Source organism: Thermostichus sp. MS-CIW-23 (genome assembly GCF_054059455.1).
Window position 1 is genome coordinate 22,293 of the sequence record NZ_JBSSCC010000003.1, and the last position, 16,600, is coordinate 38,892.

At 57.7% G+C, this 16,600-nt stretch carries 12 protein-coding genes and 1 CRISPR repeat array; of the genes, 10 read left to right on the top strand and 2 right to left on the bottom strand.

Going from position 1 to position 16,600, the window contains the following annotated elements:
* Positions 1–64 precede the first annotated feature (64 nt).
* Positions 65–904, top strand: a complete 840-nt coding sequence (locus ACVW0B_RS01855) for a nitrate ABC transporter ATP-binding protein (protein WP_414374223.1) — start codon at positions 65–67, stop codon at positions 902–904.
* Positions 905–1,119: 215 nt separating this feature from the next.
* On the opposite strand, the gene crn3 is transcribed toward ACVW0B_RS01855, so the two are convergent.
* Complete coding sequence (gene crn3, locus ACVW0B_RS01860) at positions 1,120–2,064, bottom strand: CRISPR-associated ring nuclease Crn3/Csx3 (RefSeq protein ID WP_457490806.1); 945 nt, start codon at positions 2,062–2,064, stop codon at positions 1,120–1,122.
* Positions 2,065–2,229: 165 nt separating this feature from the next.
* Between crn3 and ACVW0B_RS01865 the strand changes: the two genes are divergently transcribed.
* The 3 genes from ACVW0B_RS01865 to cas2 are packed head-to-tail and all read left to right on the top strand — an operon-like array spanning position 2,230 to position 4,951.
* A complete protein-coding gene (locus ACVW0B_RS01865) occupies positions 2,230–3,651 on the top strand; it encodes a TIGR03985 family CRISPR-associated protein (RefSeq protein ID WP_457490807.1) in 1,422 nt (473 codons plus the stop codon).
* 11 nt (positions 3,652–3,662) lie between these two features.
* On the top strand, positions 3,663–4,673 hold the full coding sequence (gene cas1, locus ACVW0B_RS01870; protein WP_457466928.1) for a CRISPR-associated endonuclease Cas1: 1,011 nt from the start codon (positions 3,663–3,665) through the stop codon (positions 4,671–4,673).
* Entirely contained in the window at positions 4,673–4,951 is a 279-nt protein-coding gene (gene cas2, locus ACVW0B_RS01875; RefSeq protein ID WP_414331218.1) for a CRISPR-associated endonuclease Cas2, read from the top strand. The genes cas1 and cas2 overlap by 1 nt, the downstream gene beginning before the upstream one ends.
* Before the next feature lie 274 nt (positions 4,952–5,225).
* A CRISPR array of direct repeats spans positions 5,226–8,299; the repeat unit is 37 nt; unit sequence GTTGATCCCTACCTTTTCCCCGCAAGGGGACGGAAAC.
* Between the two features lie 379 nt (positions 8,300–8,678).
* Here cas2 and cas6 read toward each other — a convergent pair.
* A complete protein-coding gene (cas6, locus tag ACVW0B_RS01880) occupies positions 8,679–9,821 on the bottom strand; it encodes a CRISPR-associated endoribonuclease Cas6 (protein WP_041437102.1) in 1,143 nt (380 codons plus the stop codon).
* A gap of 559 nt (positions 9,822–10,380) precedes the next feature.
* On the opposite strand from cas6, the gene cas10 reads away from it, so the two are divergent.
* The 6 genes from cas10 to csx7 are packed head-to-tail and all read left to right on the top strand — an operon-like array spanning position 10,381 to position 16,504.
* Entirely contained in the window at positions 10,381–12,591 is a 2,211-nt protein-coding gene (gene cas10, locus ACVW0B_RS01885) for a type III-B CRISPR-associated protein Cas10/Cmr2 (RefSeq protein ID WP_457490855.1), read from the top strand.
* Complete coding sequence (locus ACVW0B_RS01890) at positions 12,591–13,313, top strand: RAMP superfamily CRISPR-associated protein (protein WP_011432243.1); 723 nt, start codon at positions 12,591–12,593, stop codon at positions 13,311–13,313. The genes cas10 and ACVW0B_RS01890 overlap by 1 nt, the downstream gene beginning before the upstream one ends.
* Positions 13,313–14,545: a type III-D CRISPR-associated RAMP protein Csx10 gene (gene csx10, locus ACVW0B_RS01895; protein WP_414344022.1), complete on the top strand. Its 1,233-nt coding sequence runs from the start codon at positions 13,313–13,315 to the stop codon at positions 14,543–14,545. The genes ACVW0B_RS01890 and csx10 overlap by 1 nt, the downstream gene beginning before the upstream one ends.
* On the top strand, positions 14,542–14,982 hold the full coding sequence (locus tag ACVW0B_RS01900; RefSeq protein ID WP_011432241.1) for a hypothetical protein: 441 nt from the start codon (positions 14,542–14,544) through the stop codon (positions 14,980–14,982). The genes csx10 and ACVW0B_RS01900 overlap by 4 nt, the downstream gene beginning before the upstream one ends.
* 3 nt (positions 14,983–14,985) lie before the next feature.
* Complete coding sequence (locus ACVW0B_RS01905) at positions 14,986–15,633, top strand: hypothetical protein (RefSeq protein ID WP_457466712.1); 648 nt, start codon at positions 14,986–14,988, stop codon at positions 15,631–15,633.
* Positions 15,634–15,652: 19 nt separating this feature from the next.
* Positions 15,653–16,504 (top strand): type III CRISPR-associated RAMP protein Csx7, encoded by an 852-nt coding sequence (gene csx7, locus ACVW0B_RS01910; protein ID WP_011432239.1) that lies wholly within the window; start codon positions 15,653–15,655, stop codon positions 16,502–16,504.
* The last annotated feature ends 96 nt before the right edge of the window (positions 16,505–16,600 follow it).

Here is a 16,600-nt window from a genome sequence, read left to right on the forward strand (position 1 = left end):
CTTGGGCGCCCTTGCAAAAGCACATTCCCCGTTGTGAGAAAATCATGAGTTGGAGCACCCTACGATGACTGCCCTCTTGACAACCTCTACCCCAGCGAACGTAGCCGCAGAACCCTACCTAAGCCTTGAGAATGTCAGCAAGACCTACTCAACTCCCAAGGGGGATTATCCCGTCTTGCGAGATATCAACCTCAGTGTGAACGAGGGAGAGTTTGTCTGCTTGGTTGGGCATTCCGGCTGTGGCAAAACCACCCTGCTGAATATGGTTTCCGGATTTGCCCAGCCCACCAGTGGCTCGGTGAAGCTGAAAGGGCAGCCGATTACAGCTCCTGGCCCGGAGCGCATGGTAGTGTTTCAAGGGTATGCCCTGTTGCCTTGGCTCACGGTTTATGAAAATGTTTATTTGGCCGTTCGGTCGGTATTTCCCCAAAAGAGCCAGTCGGAAAAGCATCGAATTGTGGAAGAACATTTGGATTTGGTGGGGCTGGGGGAAGCCGCTCAGAAATATCCCTCGCAAATTTCGGGAGGGATGAAACAGCGGGTAGCCATTGCTCGTGCGTTGGCCATCCGTCCAGAAGTGCTGATTTTGGATGAACCCTTCGGGGCCTTGGATGCCATTACCAAAGAGGAGCTTCAAGAGGAGCTGTTGCGCATTTGGGATGAACATCGCTGCACGGTTTTGATGATTACCCACGACATTGATGAGGCGCTGTTTTTGGCCGACCGCCTGGTGCTGATGACCAATGGCCCTGCAGCCACCATCGGGCAGATCGTGACCATCCCCTTCCCGCGCCCTCGGGATCGCGAGCGGATTCTTGAAGATCCGCAGTACTACCGCCTGCGCAACTTGGTTCTCAGCTATCTCTACGGCCATGAAGCCAACCCAGAGGCGGCTTGCCGGTAAATCCAACCTGGAGCAGTTGACGGAGCGAGAGGGCGACAAGGCAACCCAAAACCCAAAAACCACACACCTTGGCCATCAGGTGCAGCCCCTGGTCAGGCGATCCGCAAACCTCTCTTGGAACTCGCACACAACGCCGTGCAACCGCTCGTCCAAAACGGCCAGCGTCCGGGATGCGATATATGCTGACCCGCCCCTCCAATTCTGAACCTGCAGCTCTAGTGAATGAGGCGGCGCACCGCCCGCAGCAGCTCCGCGGGGGGAGGAGAGTTGGGATCCCAGCGAATTTCCAACTCAGGTGAGTCTTTGAGCACTTGAGGAGGGCCGGGCGAGGTGTGCAGGATGGCCACACAGCGCAAATTGCCCCGGTCTCGACAAAACTCGTGCCAGAGAGGGATAGCCTCGGGATCCCGGCTGACCACCAGGTAGTGGGAGCAGGCTTCCAGGATCGGCTGCTTTTGCGGATCCACCTTGCCGCCCACATCCACAATCACCAAACTCTTTTGCCGGCGCAAAGCCAGAATGGCCTGGGCATGGAAGCTGAAAAATTCGGGGGTAAAAGAGCCCCGGTACTGGTGCTTGAGGATCTTCGCCTCTTCTGGTGGCAAGTCTAAAGTCCAATTGCCTTCCCCATCCCAATGGGCCCGTTGCAGATAAATATCGGGATGCTCCGGCAGCAGAGCTTCGAAGAGGGCGCGAGCAAGACGGCTTTTGCCACTGTCGGGGGGGCCCACCACCATCACCGCCGCTGCCAATTCTGTTCGCGTCAGCGGGCCGTAGGCCTTGCCCGGCCTTCCCTGCACCCAGGGGATGACCTGGCCCACCCGCACTTCGGGGGTATGGCTGGAGACCACCACCGCGCCCAAGCGTGGGTCATAACAGGCCACCCAACGGGTGAAGTGGCACTCATGCACCAGCCAGCCATACAGCCAAATGGGGGCCCGCCCCGTCAGAACCACCCCCAGCTGGGCATTGATCCCGGCAGGCAGCTGAAGCTGAGCCAAATCCTCTGGAAAAACCAGGCGATCCGGTCGGGTCAGCTCAATTTCGATGACCTGAAAAGACGGTTCCGAAGAATGGGATCTTCGAGGGTCCAAGGACTCCGTCCCGCTGGCGCGAGCGGCCAGACAGCCGGAAAGCAAATGCAGTGCCACAGCAGCCATGGGCAGATTTGACGAGACAGGTTGACTTCAGTATGGAAGAGATTGGAAGTGGGGGATTCCAAATCGTGGCAGAGTGGTCAGGCTCTCGTTTGCGCCTTACTTCAAAAAAATCCCTGGCCTGGAGTGCCATCAACTGGTTGACCTAAGAACCGAGGGAACTGTCGGATGAGCGGATTTGAGCTGCCTTTGACGGTAGAGGTGTTGCGCTGGCTGGCCGGCGGGCAGTTGGCGGAGCGCCTGGAGCGGGCCGTGCGCCTGTGGGTGTTGCTCGATTGCTTGTATGGCGAGGAGGGATGGCGGGATCTGCCGGAAACGTTTGGCTATACCCACATTCGGGATCGCTTGCTCTCGCCGTGGCATCCCAAGCAGGATCTGGCACAAGGGATCCCTTCACCCTGTCCTGATGTTGACTGCATTTGCTGGAAACCCTTGAGGTTTTGGCTGAAGGATGCCAACCTATTGGCCGCCTTAAAAGCAGAAGTTCCGGATCTGGAAACGCTGCTATCTGCTCAACCCTTTCACAAGACCCATCGCACACTGCGCAAAGAGCTGGATTACCTGGCTGCCCGGGGTTGGCTGCAACAAATTCAGGCCAACTCTAGGCGGAGAGATAATTTTCGCTGCCGTGCGCCGGGGGATCGTCCCCAACTGCCCGTATCTTCATCGGCTTTGACCTTATCGGGCCATCAACTGGAACAGATCTATCACATCCTCAGCGATGTGGCCTTTGTACATCCAGATGTGCAGGTTTTGCTGGATGAAATCTGGGCCAATCAAAGGACTCCGTCCCGCTGGCGCGATCAGCACTCGCAGCGGCGGCTGTTTGTGTGGTTTGAGTACATCCTCTCGGACGAACAGCAAGAACGGGTGGACGAATATCAAAACCAGCTGGAAGCCTTTTGGGCCAACCCAGAAGCGGGGGTGATCGGTTTTGACTACGCCACCCGCCAACATGGGATCCGACACGTTCTCACTTACCCAGTCTGTTTGTTCTATGCCCGCCGCGCCAAGTATTTGGCAGCCTTTGGCCAGCTTCCCACCCCCGAAGGATCCCTGGGCTGGCACAATTTTCGGCTGGATCGGATCCAGTCTAAGCGCTTGGCGGTGATCCCCTGGGGCGATCCTTCTATCCCGGCAGAGCTGGCAACCCGCAAACGGCAAAAGAAGCTGCCCAGCCCAGAGGAAGTCCAAGCAGCATGGGAAGAAGCCTGGGGATCCGATTTTTACCTGCCCAAGGCATTGTTGATCCTTCGATTTTCCCCGGAGTTTGCCCGTCGCTATGTGGAAAGCACAGTGCGACATCCCACCTTCCAGCCCATTGCCTACAAGCGGATCCCGGCTTTGGTGCAGCAGGCAGTGGCGGATGCGCGGGAGCGCGAACAGATTTTGAACATTGTCCGGCAAAGGCCAACCAGCGACCGGTACTTCCGCGCCTGGGTACGGGTGGGAGATACCAATTTCACCATGCGCCTGCGGGATTGGCGGCCCAACGGCGAGGTCATCGCTCCCCTGGCCTACCGGGAACAGATGGCTCGGGAAGCCCAGGCAGAGCTGCAGTTTTATCGCCCCGACCTGAAGCTTTCTTGACCTTCCTGCCCATGACCACCCTCTACCTAACCGAGCCGGGGACTGTGGTTCACTGCCAAAACCAAACCCTGCTCATTCGCCGCCGTGGTCAAGAGCAGCTTTGCCGCCTTGCGGAGGTGGAGCTGGTGGTGGTGTTGCCCGGGATCCAATTGACCAGCGCAGCTTTGGCCCAACTGCTGGATCGAGGCATCGAAACCATTTTTTTGCGTGCGGATGGCGGTTTTCGCGGTCGCCTGCAGGGATCCTTCTCCACCAACTCTGAGATCCGTCTGGCCCAGTATCAGCGGGCCTACTCCCCCTGGGGGCTGAGGTGGGCCAAGGTGATTGTGCGCGGCAAGATTCGCAACCAACGGGCAATTCTACAACTGCACAACCGGGCTACCCGCGGCCAAATTGCCCCCTTACAGGAGGGTATTGATGTTATCGCCGCCTACCTGCAACAGTTGGATCGCTCCACCACTCCTCCGGATCGAGAAGCGCTGATGGGCCTGGAGGGCATTTGCGCCCGCACCTACTACCAATCCCTGCAACATTGCTTTCCGCCTGAGTGGAACTTCACTGGCCGCAACCGACAGCCGCCGCTCGACCCGATCAACGCTCTGCTCAGTTGGGGCTACGGGGTGCTGCTGGCCCGCGTGTTCTCGGCAGTGGTGATGGCCGGGTTGGATCCCTATCTCGGCTTTTTCCACGCCAACTTGCCCTACCGCCCCAACCTGGTGCTGGACATGATGGAGGAGTTTCGACCCTTGGTGGTGGATTGGGCTGTGCTCCAGCTTGTCAAGGCTGGCCTGCTCACGCCGGAAGACTTTGAGCCGTCGCCGGATGGGACAGGCATATGGCTGGGATCCCTGGCCAAAAAACTGTTTTTGGGAGAGCTGGAACGCCGCTTCCGCGAGCCATTGCTCTATCCTCCCCAATCTCGCCGCCTGCCCCTCAGTCAAATTGTGCTGGAGCAAGCCCGCCGGCTGAGCCGTTGCCTGGTGAGCGGTGACCTAGACTATGAGCCCATAGAGCTGCGCTGATGCTGTGGTTGGTTTGCTACGACGTGGTGGACGATAAGCGGCGACAACAGTTGGCCAAGCAGTTGGAACAGTGTTGCCAGCGGGTGCAATACTCCGTGTTCGAATGCCCACTGGACACTGCAGAGTTGGAAAACAAGCTGGAACAGTCGTGGTTGCCCCTGCTGAATCTCAAGGAAGACAGTCTGCGGGCCTACCCTTTGGATGCCGCGGCCAAGAAGCAGGCCAAAGTCTTCGGGGGGCCTCCCCCCTATGAGCCGCCGGACTACCTGATCTTCTGAGGCTCTTCACCGGGCCGAAATTGTAAAGTTTTGTGCGCGATCTGTCGGGGCGAGCCATCACCAGCCTGACTCTGCCGGCACAAGATTTTAAGGGAAACTTTAGATCTTTTGCCCCGATTGGCCCAAAAACGTGACATAATGGCCGTAGCAAGCTCAATTTCCCCGCTTGCGCTTGGCCGCGAGGACAATGTTAATATCTGTGTCGAGGAATCTCCGTACTCCCTCGCGAACGCACCTTGAAAACCTCATGAATTCAGGCTTTTCCGAGGGTAGGGTTGATCCCTACCTTTTCCCCGCAAGGGGACGGAAACCTTATATCAACCATCTAGCAGCACAAGCTGTAAGAGAAGGGTAGTTGATCCCTACCTTTTCCCCGCAAGGGGACGGAAACTAGTCGCTGGCTTACCACTTACGCAGAATTGATGGAGGGTTGATCCCTACCTTTTCCCCGCAAGGGGACGGAAACGTGACAACAAGACTCACACTACAACCATTAACAATAGAGTTGATCCCTACCTTTTCCCCGCAAGGGGACGGAAACTCTAAAACACTTCCAATCTAATGGCAAGAACTTAAGTTGATCCCTACCTTTTCCCCGCAAGGGGACGGAAACTTGTAGCGGTACTGGGTAACAATGCTGGGACGACCCGTGCGTTGATCCCTACCTTTTCCCCGCAAGGGGACGGAAACACAGCTTAACAATTGACCGGTGCCAGTAGGGTGTGGTTAACCTGTTGATCCCTACCTTTTCCCCGCAAGGGGACGGAAACCTGCGGGAAGCCCAAACCAGTGGAGCCTGGTCCACTCCACGTTGATCCCTACCTTTTCCCCGCAAGGGGACGGAAACACTATGATTGCAAATATTCTAAAGCCAGAGACTGCTTATGTGTTGATCCCTACCTTTTCCCCGCAAGGGGACGGAAACCCTCTTTTGTGAACATAACGAACCTCCCTTTACGGAGCAGGTTGATCCCTACCTTTTCCCCGCAAGGGGACGGAAACACTCCACTCCCTGTAAAAGGAGCGGAACCCCCAGTCGTGTTGATCCCTACCTTTTCCCCGCAAGGGGACGGAAACCTACAGCCGATACTCGAAGGCCAATTTTGTAGAGTACACGCCGGTTGATCCCTACCTTTTCCCCGCAAGGGGACGGAAACTTCATAACTACCTCCCTTTTATTGGGATGAAGAACACGTTGATCCCTACCTTTTCCCCGCAAGGGGACGGAAACAGTTTCAGTTCAAAAGTGCACTTGAGATGAGTCTAGAAGTTGATCCCTACCTTTTCCCCGCAAGGGGACGGAAACTTCAGGTCTAATTTGCCCGAGAACGGGTCATTCAGGCGTTGATCCCTACCTTTTCCCCGCAAGGGGACGGAAACGAAGTAGCAGAAGCTAAAGCAGATGAAAGAAACAGAGTTGATCCCTACCTTTTCCCCGCAAGGGGACGGAAACTTATCCGAGAGTCGCGTTCGTTCTCGTAACGGTGCTTTGGTTGATCCCTACCTTTTCCCCGCAAGGGGACGGAAACTCTAAAAATAAAAAGGCTGCCTTAGTGGCAGCCTTTGTTGATCCCTACCTTTTCCCCGCAAGGGGACGGAAACGTGAAGCCCAGCTCTTTTAAGACGTCTTCAAACCTCCCTGGTTGATCCCTACCTTTTCCCCGCAAGGGGACGGAAACGTGGTGGGGGTGGCAAGCCACCGCCCAGAAAGGGGTTGATCCCTACCTTTTCCCCGCAAGGGGACGGAAACAAGCTGCTCTAACTGCTGAACCTGAGCAAGAGACAGCTTGTTGATCCCTACCTTTTCCCCGCAAGGGGACGGAAACGTGCCGGGGCTTTGCAACCGTGCCAATTGATTTAGGGTTGATCCCTACCTTTTCCCCGCAAGGGGACGGAAACCACTGGCCGTTGATTGTTAACTCCGCTTCATGTTTTTGTTGATCCCTACCTTTTCCCCGCAAGGGGACGGAAACTACCAAATTGACTTATTCTGTTGTTTGGCTGTAATTAAGTTGATCCCTACCTTTTCCCCGCAAGGGGACGGAAACTTATCCGGGCAATATCCCGGATGTACTCGCAGCGCTCGCGTTGATCCCTACCTTTTCCCCGCAAGGGGACGGAAACGAAGTTTTCCACCATTGACTCTGCGCTCTTGGGGAATGTTGATCCCTACCTTTTCCCCGCAAGGGGACGGAAACGTATCCTCCCCAACGCGGAGAACAGCCAAAATGGGTCCGTTGATCCCTACCTTTTCCCCGCAAGGGGACGGAAACGCTTGATCGTGCCACTCAGGTGGGCACCAGCCCTCCTCAGTTGATCCCTACCTTTTCCCCGCAAGGGGACGGAAACATGGCTACTTCGCCCCTTTGGAGGTGGGGACTTGGCATCGTTGATCCCTACCTTTTCCCCGCAAGGGGACGGAAACTTTGAACAACCTTATCCCAATACGGGGAGGAGCTCAACGTTGATCCCTACCTTTTCCCCGCAAGGGGACGGAAACATGGCTACTTCGCCCCTTTGGAGGTGGGGACTTGGCATCGTTGATCCCTACCTTTTCCCCGCAAGGGGACGGAAACCAATCAAAGATTGGCCCAAAACTAGGATTGTTCATCCTAGAAGTTGATCCCTACCTTTTCCCCGCAAGGGGACGGAAACCCAGAGGACGGAGGGTTTGGGAAGTTTTGTCCTTACGCGTTGATCCCTACCTTTTCCCCGCAAGGGGACGGAAACATCTCGAGCGAGACAAGTCTCGGAAGTCCTAGAGCCTCCGTTGATCCCTACCTTTTCCCCGCAAGGGGACGGAAACACTAATTCCTCTCCTCTATCAGCCAATACAGTGTCTGGTTGATCCCTACCTTTTCCCCGCAAGGGGACGGAAACGTCCATGGCGGACAGGTTAGCTTGCATATTCAATTGTCCGTTGATCCCTACCTTTTCCCCGCAAGGGGACGGAAACGGCACATGCCAGTCGTAGCGGTCCTCAATCATCCAGAAACCGTTGATCCCTACCTTTTCCCCGCAAGGGGACGGAAACATTGTGCAGTATGGATACTGCACCGGAGGGATAGGACCGTTAGTTGATCCCTACCTTTTCCCCGCAAGGGGACGGAAACCCTTTGTAAATATTGAGCTCAGTCTGGAGCGAGACCCAGTTGATCCCTACCTTTTCCCCGCAAGGGGACGGAAACTTGTCCAGGACTCCGACTTCCTCTAGGTACCACCCGTCGTTGATCCCTACCTTTTCCCCGCAAGGGGACGGAAACGACAGCCGGACTACTGACCGATGCCAATATGGCGTCGACCATTGATCCGTTGATCCCTACCTTTTCCCCGCAAGGGGACGGAAACTAGAGAGAAGCGAGTAATGAGCAAAGAGAAGTGAGGTTGATCTCTACCTTCTCCCTGCAAGAGCATGCCTCTAACCCCCAAAACCCTGAACTTTGCTGAATTTACTGAGCTTTAGGCGGTTTGGCAAAAGTCATTGAGAGGGATATAGTAGACCAAGTTTCCCCCTGATCCTTGAGTCCACCGCAACGGTTGCCGGGAAGTGAAGGGGGAAAGCGCTCGGGGGGTATTCCTCAGGGCTTTGCGGGATACCGCCTTCCTGTTTGGACTCCGTCCCGCTGACGCGAACAGAGATAGGCAGGATGCGATCGCTTCTTTCCTGAACCATGTTCAGGAGAGTTCAGCGTGAATGTATCAGGCTCAACAAAGTACCTCAAGTCATCTAGGGAAGACTGCTCGACGAGTAGTCCTGGGATCCAGACTGGAGAGAGCGGCGGGCCAGCTTGGCATAGGTCTTCACCGTCTCGTAGGGCATCTCCAAATCAGCGGCGATCTGTTGTAAGCTCTCTCCACCTTCGCGGCGGGCCAGGATCGTCGCCCACAGTTGGGCAGTTTTTTCGGCGCGGGATCCCCCTTGTCGTTGCCGCTGGCTGAGAAAGAGGGCGCTCAGCTCCTCGATCCGCTGGGCCACCTGCTCTTCCCGGGAAGGGACAGGGGAGGCGGGTAGCTCTTCGGCCAACCAACCCAGGCGGGTTTGCCCTAGCCCAAAGGGGGTTTTGTGGCCGGTGCCGCAGTAGGGGGCAAGGTGGATCAGGGCTTGGAGCTGCTGCTGCAACAGCTCAGGCGCACGGGAGGAGACAGCCAACTGCACACAGCCGATGAATCCCGTCACGGATCCCTGGCGACCTGCGGTGGTTTTCACCGATTCCAGACGGTGCCGCTGGATGATCACTTCCCCATCCACCCAATCCAGAAAAGGCTCCGCCTCGATGGGCAGACCGGAAAAATCGTTCCAACGGCGCAGATAGCTGTGGAACAGGTTGCGAGGGATCGGCAGCGGCAGATGGTGGCCCCGGTGGCGAAAGCTGGTGGGCGAGACGAAGGAAAGGCTCCAGGAGCGGGGGGAAAGAGGCTGCTCCAACAGTTGACGATAGGTGCGCGGGGGGATCGAGATCTGCCATCCCAGGATCTGCAGCGGGGATCCCCGCAATTCCAGCCAGGTGGGCAGCCGTTGGCACCACCCTCGCAGCCACTCCACCACCGGCGGGTTGAGGCCGGTGATCCACCAGCGGAAGGGGAGATGAGGCGGGATCAGCGGTCGCCCCCCCTGCTCGCGGAACGGCCCCATCAGCCGGGAGAGGGTAAAAGGTTTCTCCGATTCTCCATCGTGCAAATAGGCCGATAGCTGCGGGTCTGTCTCTTGCACCTGGCTCAAGAACCAGGCGTGCAGCCCTTTGGCATAGTGGGGATCCAGCAGGTAAGACCGAGGAGCCTGAACTTCCAAGGTGATCCCCACCAACTCGGATCCCGTCGGCCACTTGCCGTTCGCTTCTCTATCAGCAGATGGCTCTGAGAAACTCAGCATAGGCACAGCCCATTCCCAGTCCACAGCAACAATCAACACAAAATCCAACTTTCCATTGAGAAAATTTTAGAAGGGATCCCTTCTTATTGGGTTTACTCTCGAATTGCCCGTTGTACAGGCAGAAAAAATCTCACAATCTGAAGAAAGCCTTGAAATCGTCCGCAACCCATCGCACTCGATCTATACTGCTAGCAAGCTAGAGGACTGAAAACCATGAGGCGAGAGCGTTTATCGGATATGGCTGAAACAATCGGTAACCTCAATGGCATCTCTCGGCTTGATTCGATTGGTTACCCACCCAACCGGCAAACCCTTTTTTGAAGGGCTTTGGTCTTCCGCGAAGGATTAAAAATCGAGGCCAATTGCCCCCAGCCTTTAGGGATCTGTCCGTCGCAGCCGATGGAAGCCCTGTCCAAGACTTGTCTTCCTTTTTCGCATTTCGCAGGTGCTGCTCATGACCCCTACTTCTGCTCCCTCTCCCGTTCCTGTTGCCTTGGCCTGGTGCCTGGCGTGGGGAGAACAGCGGGATCCCCAGTTTGCCCTGGAGACCTTGCAGCAGATGCGGGCCGCCGTTCGCGCCGACAACGAGGCCGGGATCCCAGAAGAGCTACGGCCCATTTTGGCTCAGGTGCGCCAATTTCAGGAGAGCATGGCGGCGAAGACCTTTCCCAGAACCCCGGCGGAGCTGCAATCCCGCTACCCGGAGCTGTGGCAGCAGACAACCCGCATCGGCTTGGTTTACGGGGGGGCCACCAAGATCAAGAGCTATGTCTTCGAGTCGGCCAAGCTGTCGGAAATCCGCGGGGCCTCCGCTTTGTTGGATCGCATTAACCTGGTGGATCTGCCCGCCTTTTTCGGGGATCCCGAGCAAACCTACCTGGGATGGGAAGGTTTGGGGAAAGAGTCTCAAGCAGAGCTGAGGGCCTATGTGGCCGAGCAGATCCAGCCTTGGCTGCAGCAGCACTACCCGGCTTTGGCGCAAGCCCTGATCCCGGAGCTCATCATCTACTCCACCGGGGGCAATCTCCTGGCCTTTTGCCCGGCGGCCCATGTGGACGATCTCTGTGAGGCCATCGAGCGGCGCTACACCGAAGAAACCCTCACCGCTAACGCCTGCGCCGTGGGATCCGCCTTTCGGCTGCTGGAACTGCGCTACGGCCTGCTGCGAGATCCCATCGAACGCACCCCCTGGCTGGATTGGCTGGCGCAACACAAAACCCATCCCCTGGTGAGAGCCTATTTTGGGGATGGCAGCGAAGCCAGATTTCAAGACCGCAAAAGTTTCAACGAGTTGGTGGGTTACCTGGCCGCCCGCTTCAACCACCGCCGCAACGGCAATCCGGATCCCGGTCGCCCCAGCCGCGCCCATCCCGCCTTTTTTGAAACCCATCCCTACCTGCGCCGCGACAGCACCGACCGTCGCCCTGCCATCGCCAAAGCCGACCTGGTCGATCAGCCCTGGCTCTCGGAAGCCACCGCTCGCAAAGCCCTGGTGGGTCGCCAGGCCAAGCGCATTGAAACAGGCAAGCAAGGGTGGTTCCGCAAGTTCCCCACCTGGGATCCCGGCTTTGTGGAAAGCTGGGTAACGCGATTTGCCCGCTTTCTCAACTCTCCCGCCGGCGAGCCCTACCGGGAGCGCTATTTGCAGCCCCATCAGGGATCTGTCCAGGGGATCGGCGAGGCCCAATCTCTACGGGAAGTGGCCAACGCCAGCCTGGGCAGCCAGGGCTTTGTGGCTTACCTTTACGCCGATGGCAACGACATGGGGGGCTATGTGCAGCAGATCCAAACCCCAGAAGCCTACCGACAATTTAGCCGGGATGTTTCCGAGGCAACGGAAAAAGCCGTTTACCACGCCCTCGCCCAGCACCTGCAGGCCCATCGGCTGCACGGCCTATCCCCAGATCCGGAAACCGGCAGAGACCGCAACGGCGAGTGGATCCACCCCTTCGAGATCCTGACCATCGGCGGAGACGATGTGTTGGTGGTGGTGCCTGCCCACAAAGCCCTGGAAATTGCCGCCACCTTCTGTGAGCAGTTTGAGCAGCTCCTGCTGGACACCTCGGCAACCTATGCAGCTCAATCTTCCGGCAAGGTGCCTCACCGCTACCCGGCGGCAGATCGGAAGCTCTGTCGGCTCTCCGCCTCGGTGGGGGTGCTGATTGCCTCGGAAGACACCCCCATTTACTACGCCGAAAAGCTCACCGAACAACTGTTGAAATCCGCCAAGAGCTACGCGAAAAAGCTGAAGCCCAAAGACAAGGACTGCTCTGTGGCCACCATCGACTTTCTCTCGTTGAAGTCGGTCGCCCTGGTTGCCTCCAGCATCCAGGATTTTCGTCGGGAAGCTCTGGAGATCCGCCAGAACAGCCACACCCTCAAGCTCTACGCCGGCCCCTATACCGTCCCGGAAATCCACGGGTTGCTGAGAACGGTACAAGCCCTGCAGGAGGCCAATTTTCCTCGCTCCCAGCTTTATCAGATTCGCAGCTTCTTGGAAAAAGGCAAACGCACCGCCACCCTCAACTATCTCTATTTCCGCAGCCGCCTGGGCAAAAAGGGGCAGCCGCTGATGGAGGCTTTTGAGCGCACCTGGTGCAAGGCCAAAACCAACGACGGCCACCTTCCCCCCTGGATGTATGTTGAGCCACAGGTATCCTCGTCAACGCCAACCTATGAAACCATCTGGCGGGATCTGGTGGATTTGTACGCCTTTGTGCAAAAACAGCCCCAGGCCGAGGGTCGGCCCGTTCTGGCGGAGGTGGAGTGATGGTGAGACTGGCAGAGCTGCCCCAAGCGGGGCGAACGATCACCTCTATCCCTTTGAGGGCCACCCTCGCCTCTGCCCTGGCGGTGGGAGCCGGCGGCTCCAGCGGCTCCCTGGCGGATAAGCCCCTGCTCAAAGATGCCTTTGGCAGGCTGATCATTCCCGGCTCCCAACTGAAGGGGCGGCTGCGCCACGAGTGCGAGAAACTGGCCCGTGGCCTGGGCTGGGCCATTTGCCGCTCTCCCGACCCAGAGCGCATGTGTCCGCAGCGGGAGGGCAGCGCAGGAAATTTCCACCGCCCCGAATACCAGGTGGAGGGCTACGCCGGATCCCATTGTCTGGTCTGCCAGATATTCGGCAATCCGGCCCTGCCTGCCCGCCTGTGGGTGGAGGATCTCGTCTGCGAGGTGCCGCCAGCAGCTCTGGAACCAACCCTTCGCCCTGGGGTCACCCTCAACCGCCGCCGCCGCACCGCCGAGGATCAGCGGCTCTACCTCATTGAGACCTCTCCCGCGGCTGAGCTGACTTTTTCCGGATCCCTGCAGCTTTTGCCCGATTGCCCTTCCTGGGGCAAAACTCTCCTGTTGGCGGCCCTGCACCACCTGATCGCGCTGGGGGGCAGCAAATCCGCAGGTTTGGGCTGGCTGCACTGGGATCCTGGATCCCTGCAGGCTCTCCAGCCCACCGCAGCCGATTGGGCTTTCTTGGCCCAGGGAGGGAGCTGATGGAAGCCATTCAACTCACCCTAACGGCTCAGTCTCCCTTGGCCATCGGTCGGCAAAAGCCGGGCGGCTCCATCAGCGAGGCCCAGGATTACATTCCCGGCAGCGTGATTCGCGGTGCTCTGGCCGACCTCATGCTCAGCCAAACCCAACATCGCCCTGCCGAGGCGCTGGAAGGAGATTTGGCCGCCCTGTTTACGGCAGCTCGGCCTGCTGTGTTTACCCACGCCTATCCGGGATCCGGCAGCAAGGTCTTGCCGGCCACGGCCTTCAGCTCGAAAAACAATCCCGGCTTCCGCTCAGAGGCGGGCAAAACGGGGGTGTTCGACACGCTCCTGGATCGCTTCTGCTCACAGCGGCTGGGGATCCCGTTCGATCCCACAGAGCCGGACGGTTCCGGGGGAAGAGTGGAGCCCTTCGGGGGGTTCTACAGCCAGCAGGAGTCTGACCTGGGGCCCCGCTACGAACGAGCTGCTGTGTCCAAACGCCTGCTCACGCGGGTGGGGATCAACCGTCGCCGCGCCACTGCTGCCGACCAAATCCTCTACAGCCTAGAGGTGATGAACGAGGGCAAAGCCCGCCCCAATGGGCATCTGGAGCGCTCCCTTTTCAGCGGCTACATCTACCTGCGGGATCCCGAGCTGGCCGAGACCCTCACCCGCTACCTCAACGCCCACGCCCACCTGCTGCGCTTGGGAGGAGGGGTGTCGCGGGGATTGGGCCGGGTCAACGTCACGGCTCGGCGTCTGGCTGCTCCCCGGCCTTCCCTGGCCCAGCGGGTGGAAGCCTTCAACCAAAAGCTGCGGCAGCGCTGGCAACAATGGCAGGTGTTCGGGGATCCCTGGCAGCCCCTTCCGCCGGAGCGGCAGTATTTCTCCATTGGGCTGCAGTCGGGGGCCATTCTCAAAGAGCGCTGGCAACGCACCACCGTGCTCACCCCCCAGATGCTCCAGGAAGAGGCCAACTGCGAAGATGGATCCCTGGCTTTGGAGCTGGCCTTCAGCAGCTACGCCTATGTCTCCGGCTGGAACGCTGCCTGGGGTCTGTTCAAAGATGTAGAATTGGTAACCACGCAGGGCAGTGTCTTTCTGCTGAGCACCACGCAACTGGAGCGTTGGATCCCGATTTTGGCGGAGATGGAATACTGGGGGATTGGCGAACGCACTGCTGAAGGATTCGGCCAAATCGAAGTTTGCAGTCCGTTCCATCATCATTTCTGGGAGAACCCGCTATGACCTTCGCCACCAGCGAGATCACATCGGAACAAGAGCTCAAGATCCAACGGCAAATCCGGCTGGCCGAAGATGATCTGGTCGCCAGAATTCAAGCCGCCTTGGATAACTTCAGAGGTCTCAACAGATTGGAAGAGGCCCAATATCGCAACCTATTGCACGTGGCAGCTTCCACCGAAAGCTCAGAGGTGATCAAGAACTTTTTGCGCTACCAGGTGGGGCGCGGTGACAAGTGGGGGCGGGGCAAAGACTCTTTGGCAGAAGCCATCATCAAAGACATCGACAACTGGATTCATCAAAGGGCTATAGCCATCGCCAGGGAAGCCGGAATTGAAAGAGCATCCCCCAAAGTCAACGAGATCAAAATTGACTTGATTCGGCGCTACCTGGGCTATGGGGCCCGCTACCTCAAGTACAAGCGAGAGGGAGGAGGATCCTAGACCGTGACCTACAGCAGTTTTACCCTTGAGAGAGCCATTTCGACCTTTCAGCTCAGGTCAAGAATCATCCATGGCCTGTTTGCAGAGGTTCCACCGACTGAGTGCTCCGATTACTTGAAAATAACCCTAGATCGCTATCTCGGCTTGGCCACCTCGGTCAACAGCGAAAAAGCCCGCTCCGAGTTTATCATCGCCCCTGTGCTGGGAGAGGTGAAGTACCTATGTCGGGATCAAATCTCGCTGTTTTCCGGCAAGGAATTCAACGTGGATCCCGAGAGGGGGTTGGTGGGCCTATGCGACTACATCATTTGCCTATCCCCTCTCCAACTCTACATTCAAGATCCGGTGGTGATTATCGTTGAGGCCAAAAAAGAAGACTTGATCGGGGGTCTGGGCCAGTGCGTTGCCGGTATGGTGGGGGCACAGGTCTTTAACAAGAACTCCAATTCTCAAGTAGACAGTGTCTATGGAGCAGTAACCTCAGGAACCAACTGGCGATTTGCAAAATTCGAGGGTGACCAACTCTTTATCGATGACGGGGAGTACTTTATCTCAGAAATTGCTCAGATCCTAGGGATCCTCTTGAGTTTTATTAAGGGCTCCGTCTCGCTTCGGGAATGGCAAACCTCTGCAGTACAAGCCTTAACTTGAGCAGCCATTTGAGGGAACAATGTTCGACGTTTTCAAAAACCGCTTGGAAATCACCGGCACCCTCACCACCGTGACCGCTCTGCACATCGGGGTGGGCCGCTCCACCGAACCCATCGGCTCGGATTTGCCGGTTCTCAAGGATGCGCTGGGCCGTCCGCTCATTCCCGGCTCCAGTTTGAAGGGGGCGATGCGCTCTCGCCTGGAAAGTTTCTTGCGGGGCATCAACCCAGAGCTGGCCAGGGATCCCGGCGAATTGACCAGCAGCGAGCAATTTCAGATCATCAACCAAATTAAAAATGACTACAAAGGGGACGATGCGGCTCTGACTCAAAAGCTCATTGAGGCCACCGACTGGGTCTCGCAGGTGTTTGGATCCCCTTGGTTGGCCGGCAAGGTGCAGATCCGAGATTTGCCCGTGGTGCCGGAAGCCTGGTTTGGCCAGTACCAAGAGCGGGATGGCGTGGCCATCGATCGGGATACGGAAACGGCGGCAGATGGCAAGCTGTACGACTTGCAAGTGGTGCCTGCCAGCACCCCCTTCCGGTTTCATGCCGTCGTCGAAAATGCCGAGGAATGGGAACTGGGCCTCTTGGCCATTGGCTTGCACCAATTGGAAACGGAACAGATCCCCCTGGGAGGGGGGCGCTCCCGTGGCTTGGGGGTTGTCCGCCTGCAGATCTCGGCAATCTATTGGTTCGACTCGGAAGGGGATCCAAGACGGCTGCTGGCCTACCTTCAAGAGCTGGTGGCCGGATCCCGACAGCCGCTCAGCCCGGAGCAGGCTGCCGCTTTGCGCCAAGACTGGGTGGAAGCCCTGGTTGCCAAATTAACAACGGCCTCTCAACGGCAATCGGTCGGCCCCCGCCGCTAGCCCTATTTCATGTCAGGAGGGATCCCGATGGTCTTCATGGACTCTACAACGGTTGGCGATACGGTCAGCGTTTTCCACCCCTATCGGTTGACAAAC

Coding starts and splice junctions, on each gene's coding strand:
- ACVW0B_RS01855 (WP_414374223.1), top strand. CDS start 65: ATGACTGCCCTCTTGACAACCTCTACCCCAGCGAACGTAGCCGCAGAA.
- crn3 (WP_457490806.1), bottom strand. CDS start 2,064: ATGGCTGCTGTGGCACTGCATTTGCTTTCCGGCTGTCTGGCCGCTCGC.
- ACVW0B_RS01865 (WP_457490807.1), top strand. CDS start 2,230: ATGAGCGGATTTGAGCTGCCTTTGACGGTAGAGGTGTTGCGCTGGCTG.
- cas1 (WP_457466928.1), top strand. CDS start 3,663: ATGACCACCCTCTACCTAACCGAGCCGGGGACTGTGGTTCACTGCCAA.
- cas2 (WP_414331218.1), top strand. CDS start 4,673: ATGCTGTGGTTGGTTTGCTACGACGTGGTGGACGATAAGCGGCGACAA.
- cas6 (WP_041437102.1), bottom strand. CDS start 9,821: ATGCTGAGTTTCTCAGAGCCATCTGCTGATAGAGAAGCGAACGGCAAG.
- cas10 (WP_457490855.1), top strand. CDS start 10,381: ATGCGGGCCGCCGTTCGCGCCGACAACGAGGCCGGGATCCCAGAAGAG.
- ACVW0B_RS01890 (WP_011432243.1), top strand. CDS start 12,591: ATGGTGAGACTGGCAGAGCTGCCCCAAGCGGGGCGAACGATCACCTCT.
- csx10 (WP_414344022.1), top strand. CDS start 13,313: ATGGAAGCCATTCAACTCACCCTAACGGCTCAGTCTCCCTTGGCCATC.
- ACVW0B_RS01900 (WP_011432241.1), top strand. CDS start 14,542: ATGACCTTCGCCACCAGCGAGATCACATCGGAACAAGAGCTCAAGATC.
- csx7 (WP_011432239.1), top strand. CDS start 15,653: ATGTTCGACGTTTTCAAAAACCGCTTGGAAATCACCGGCACCCTCACC.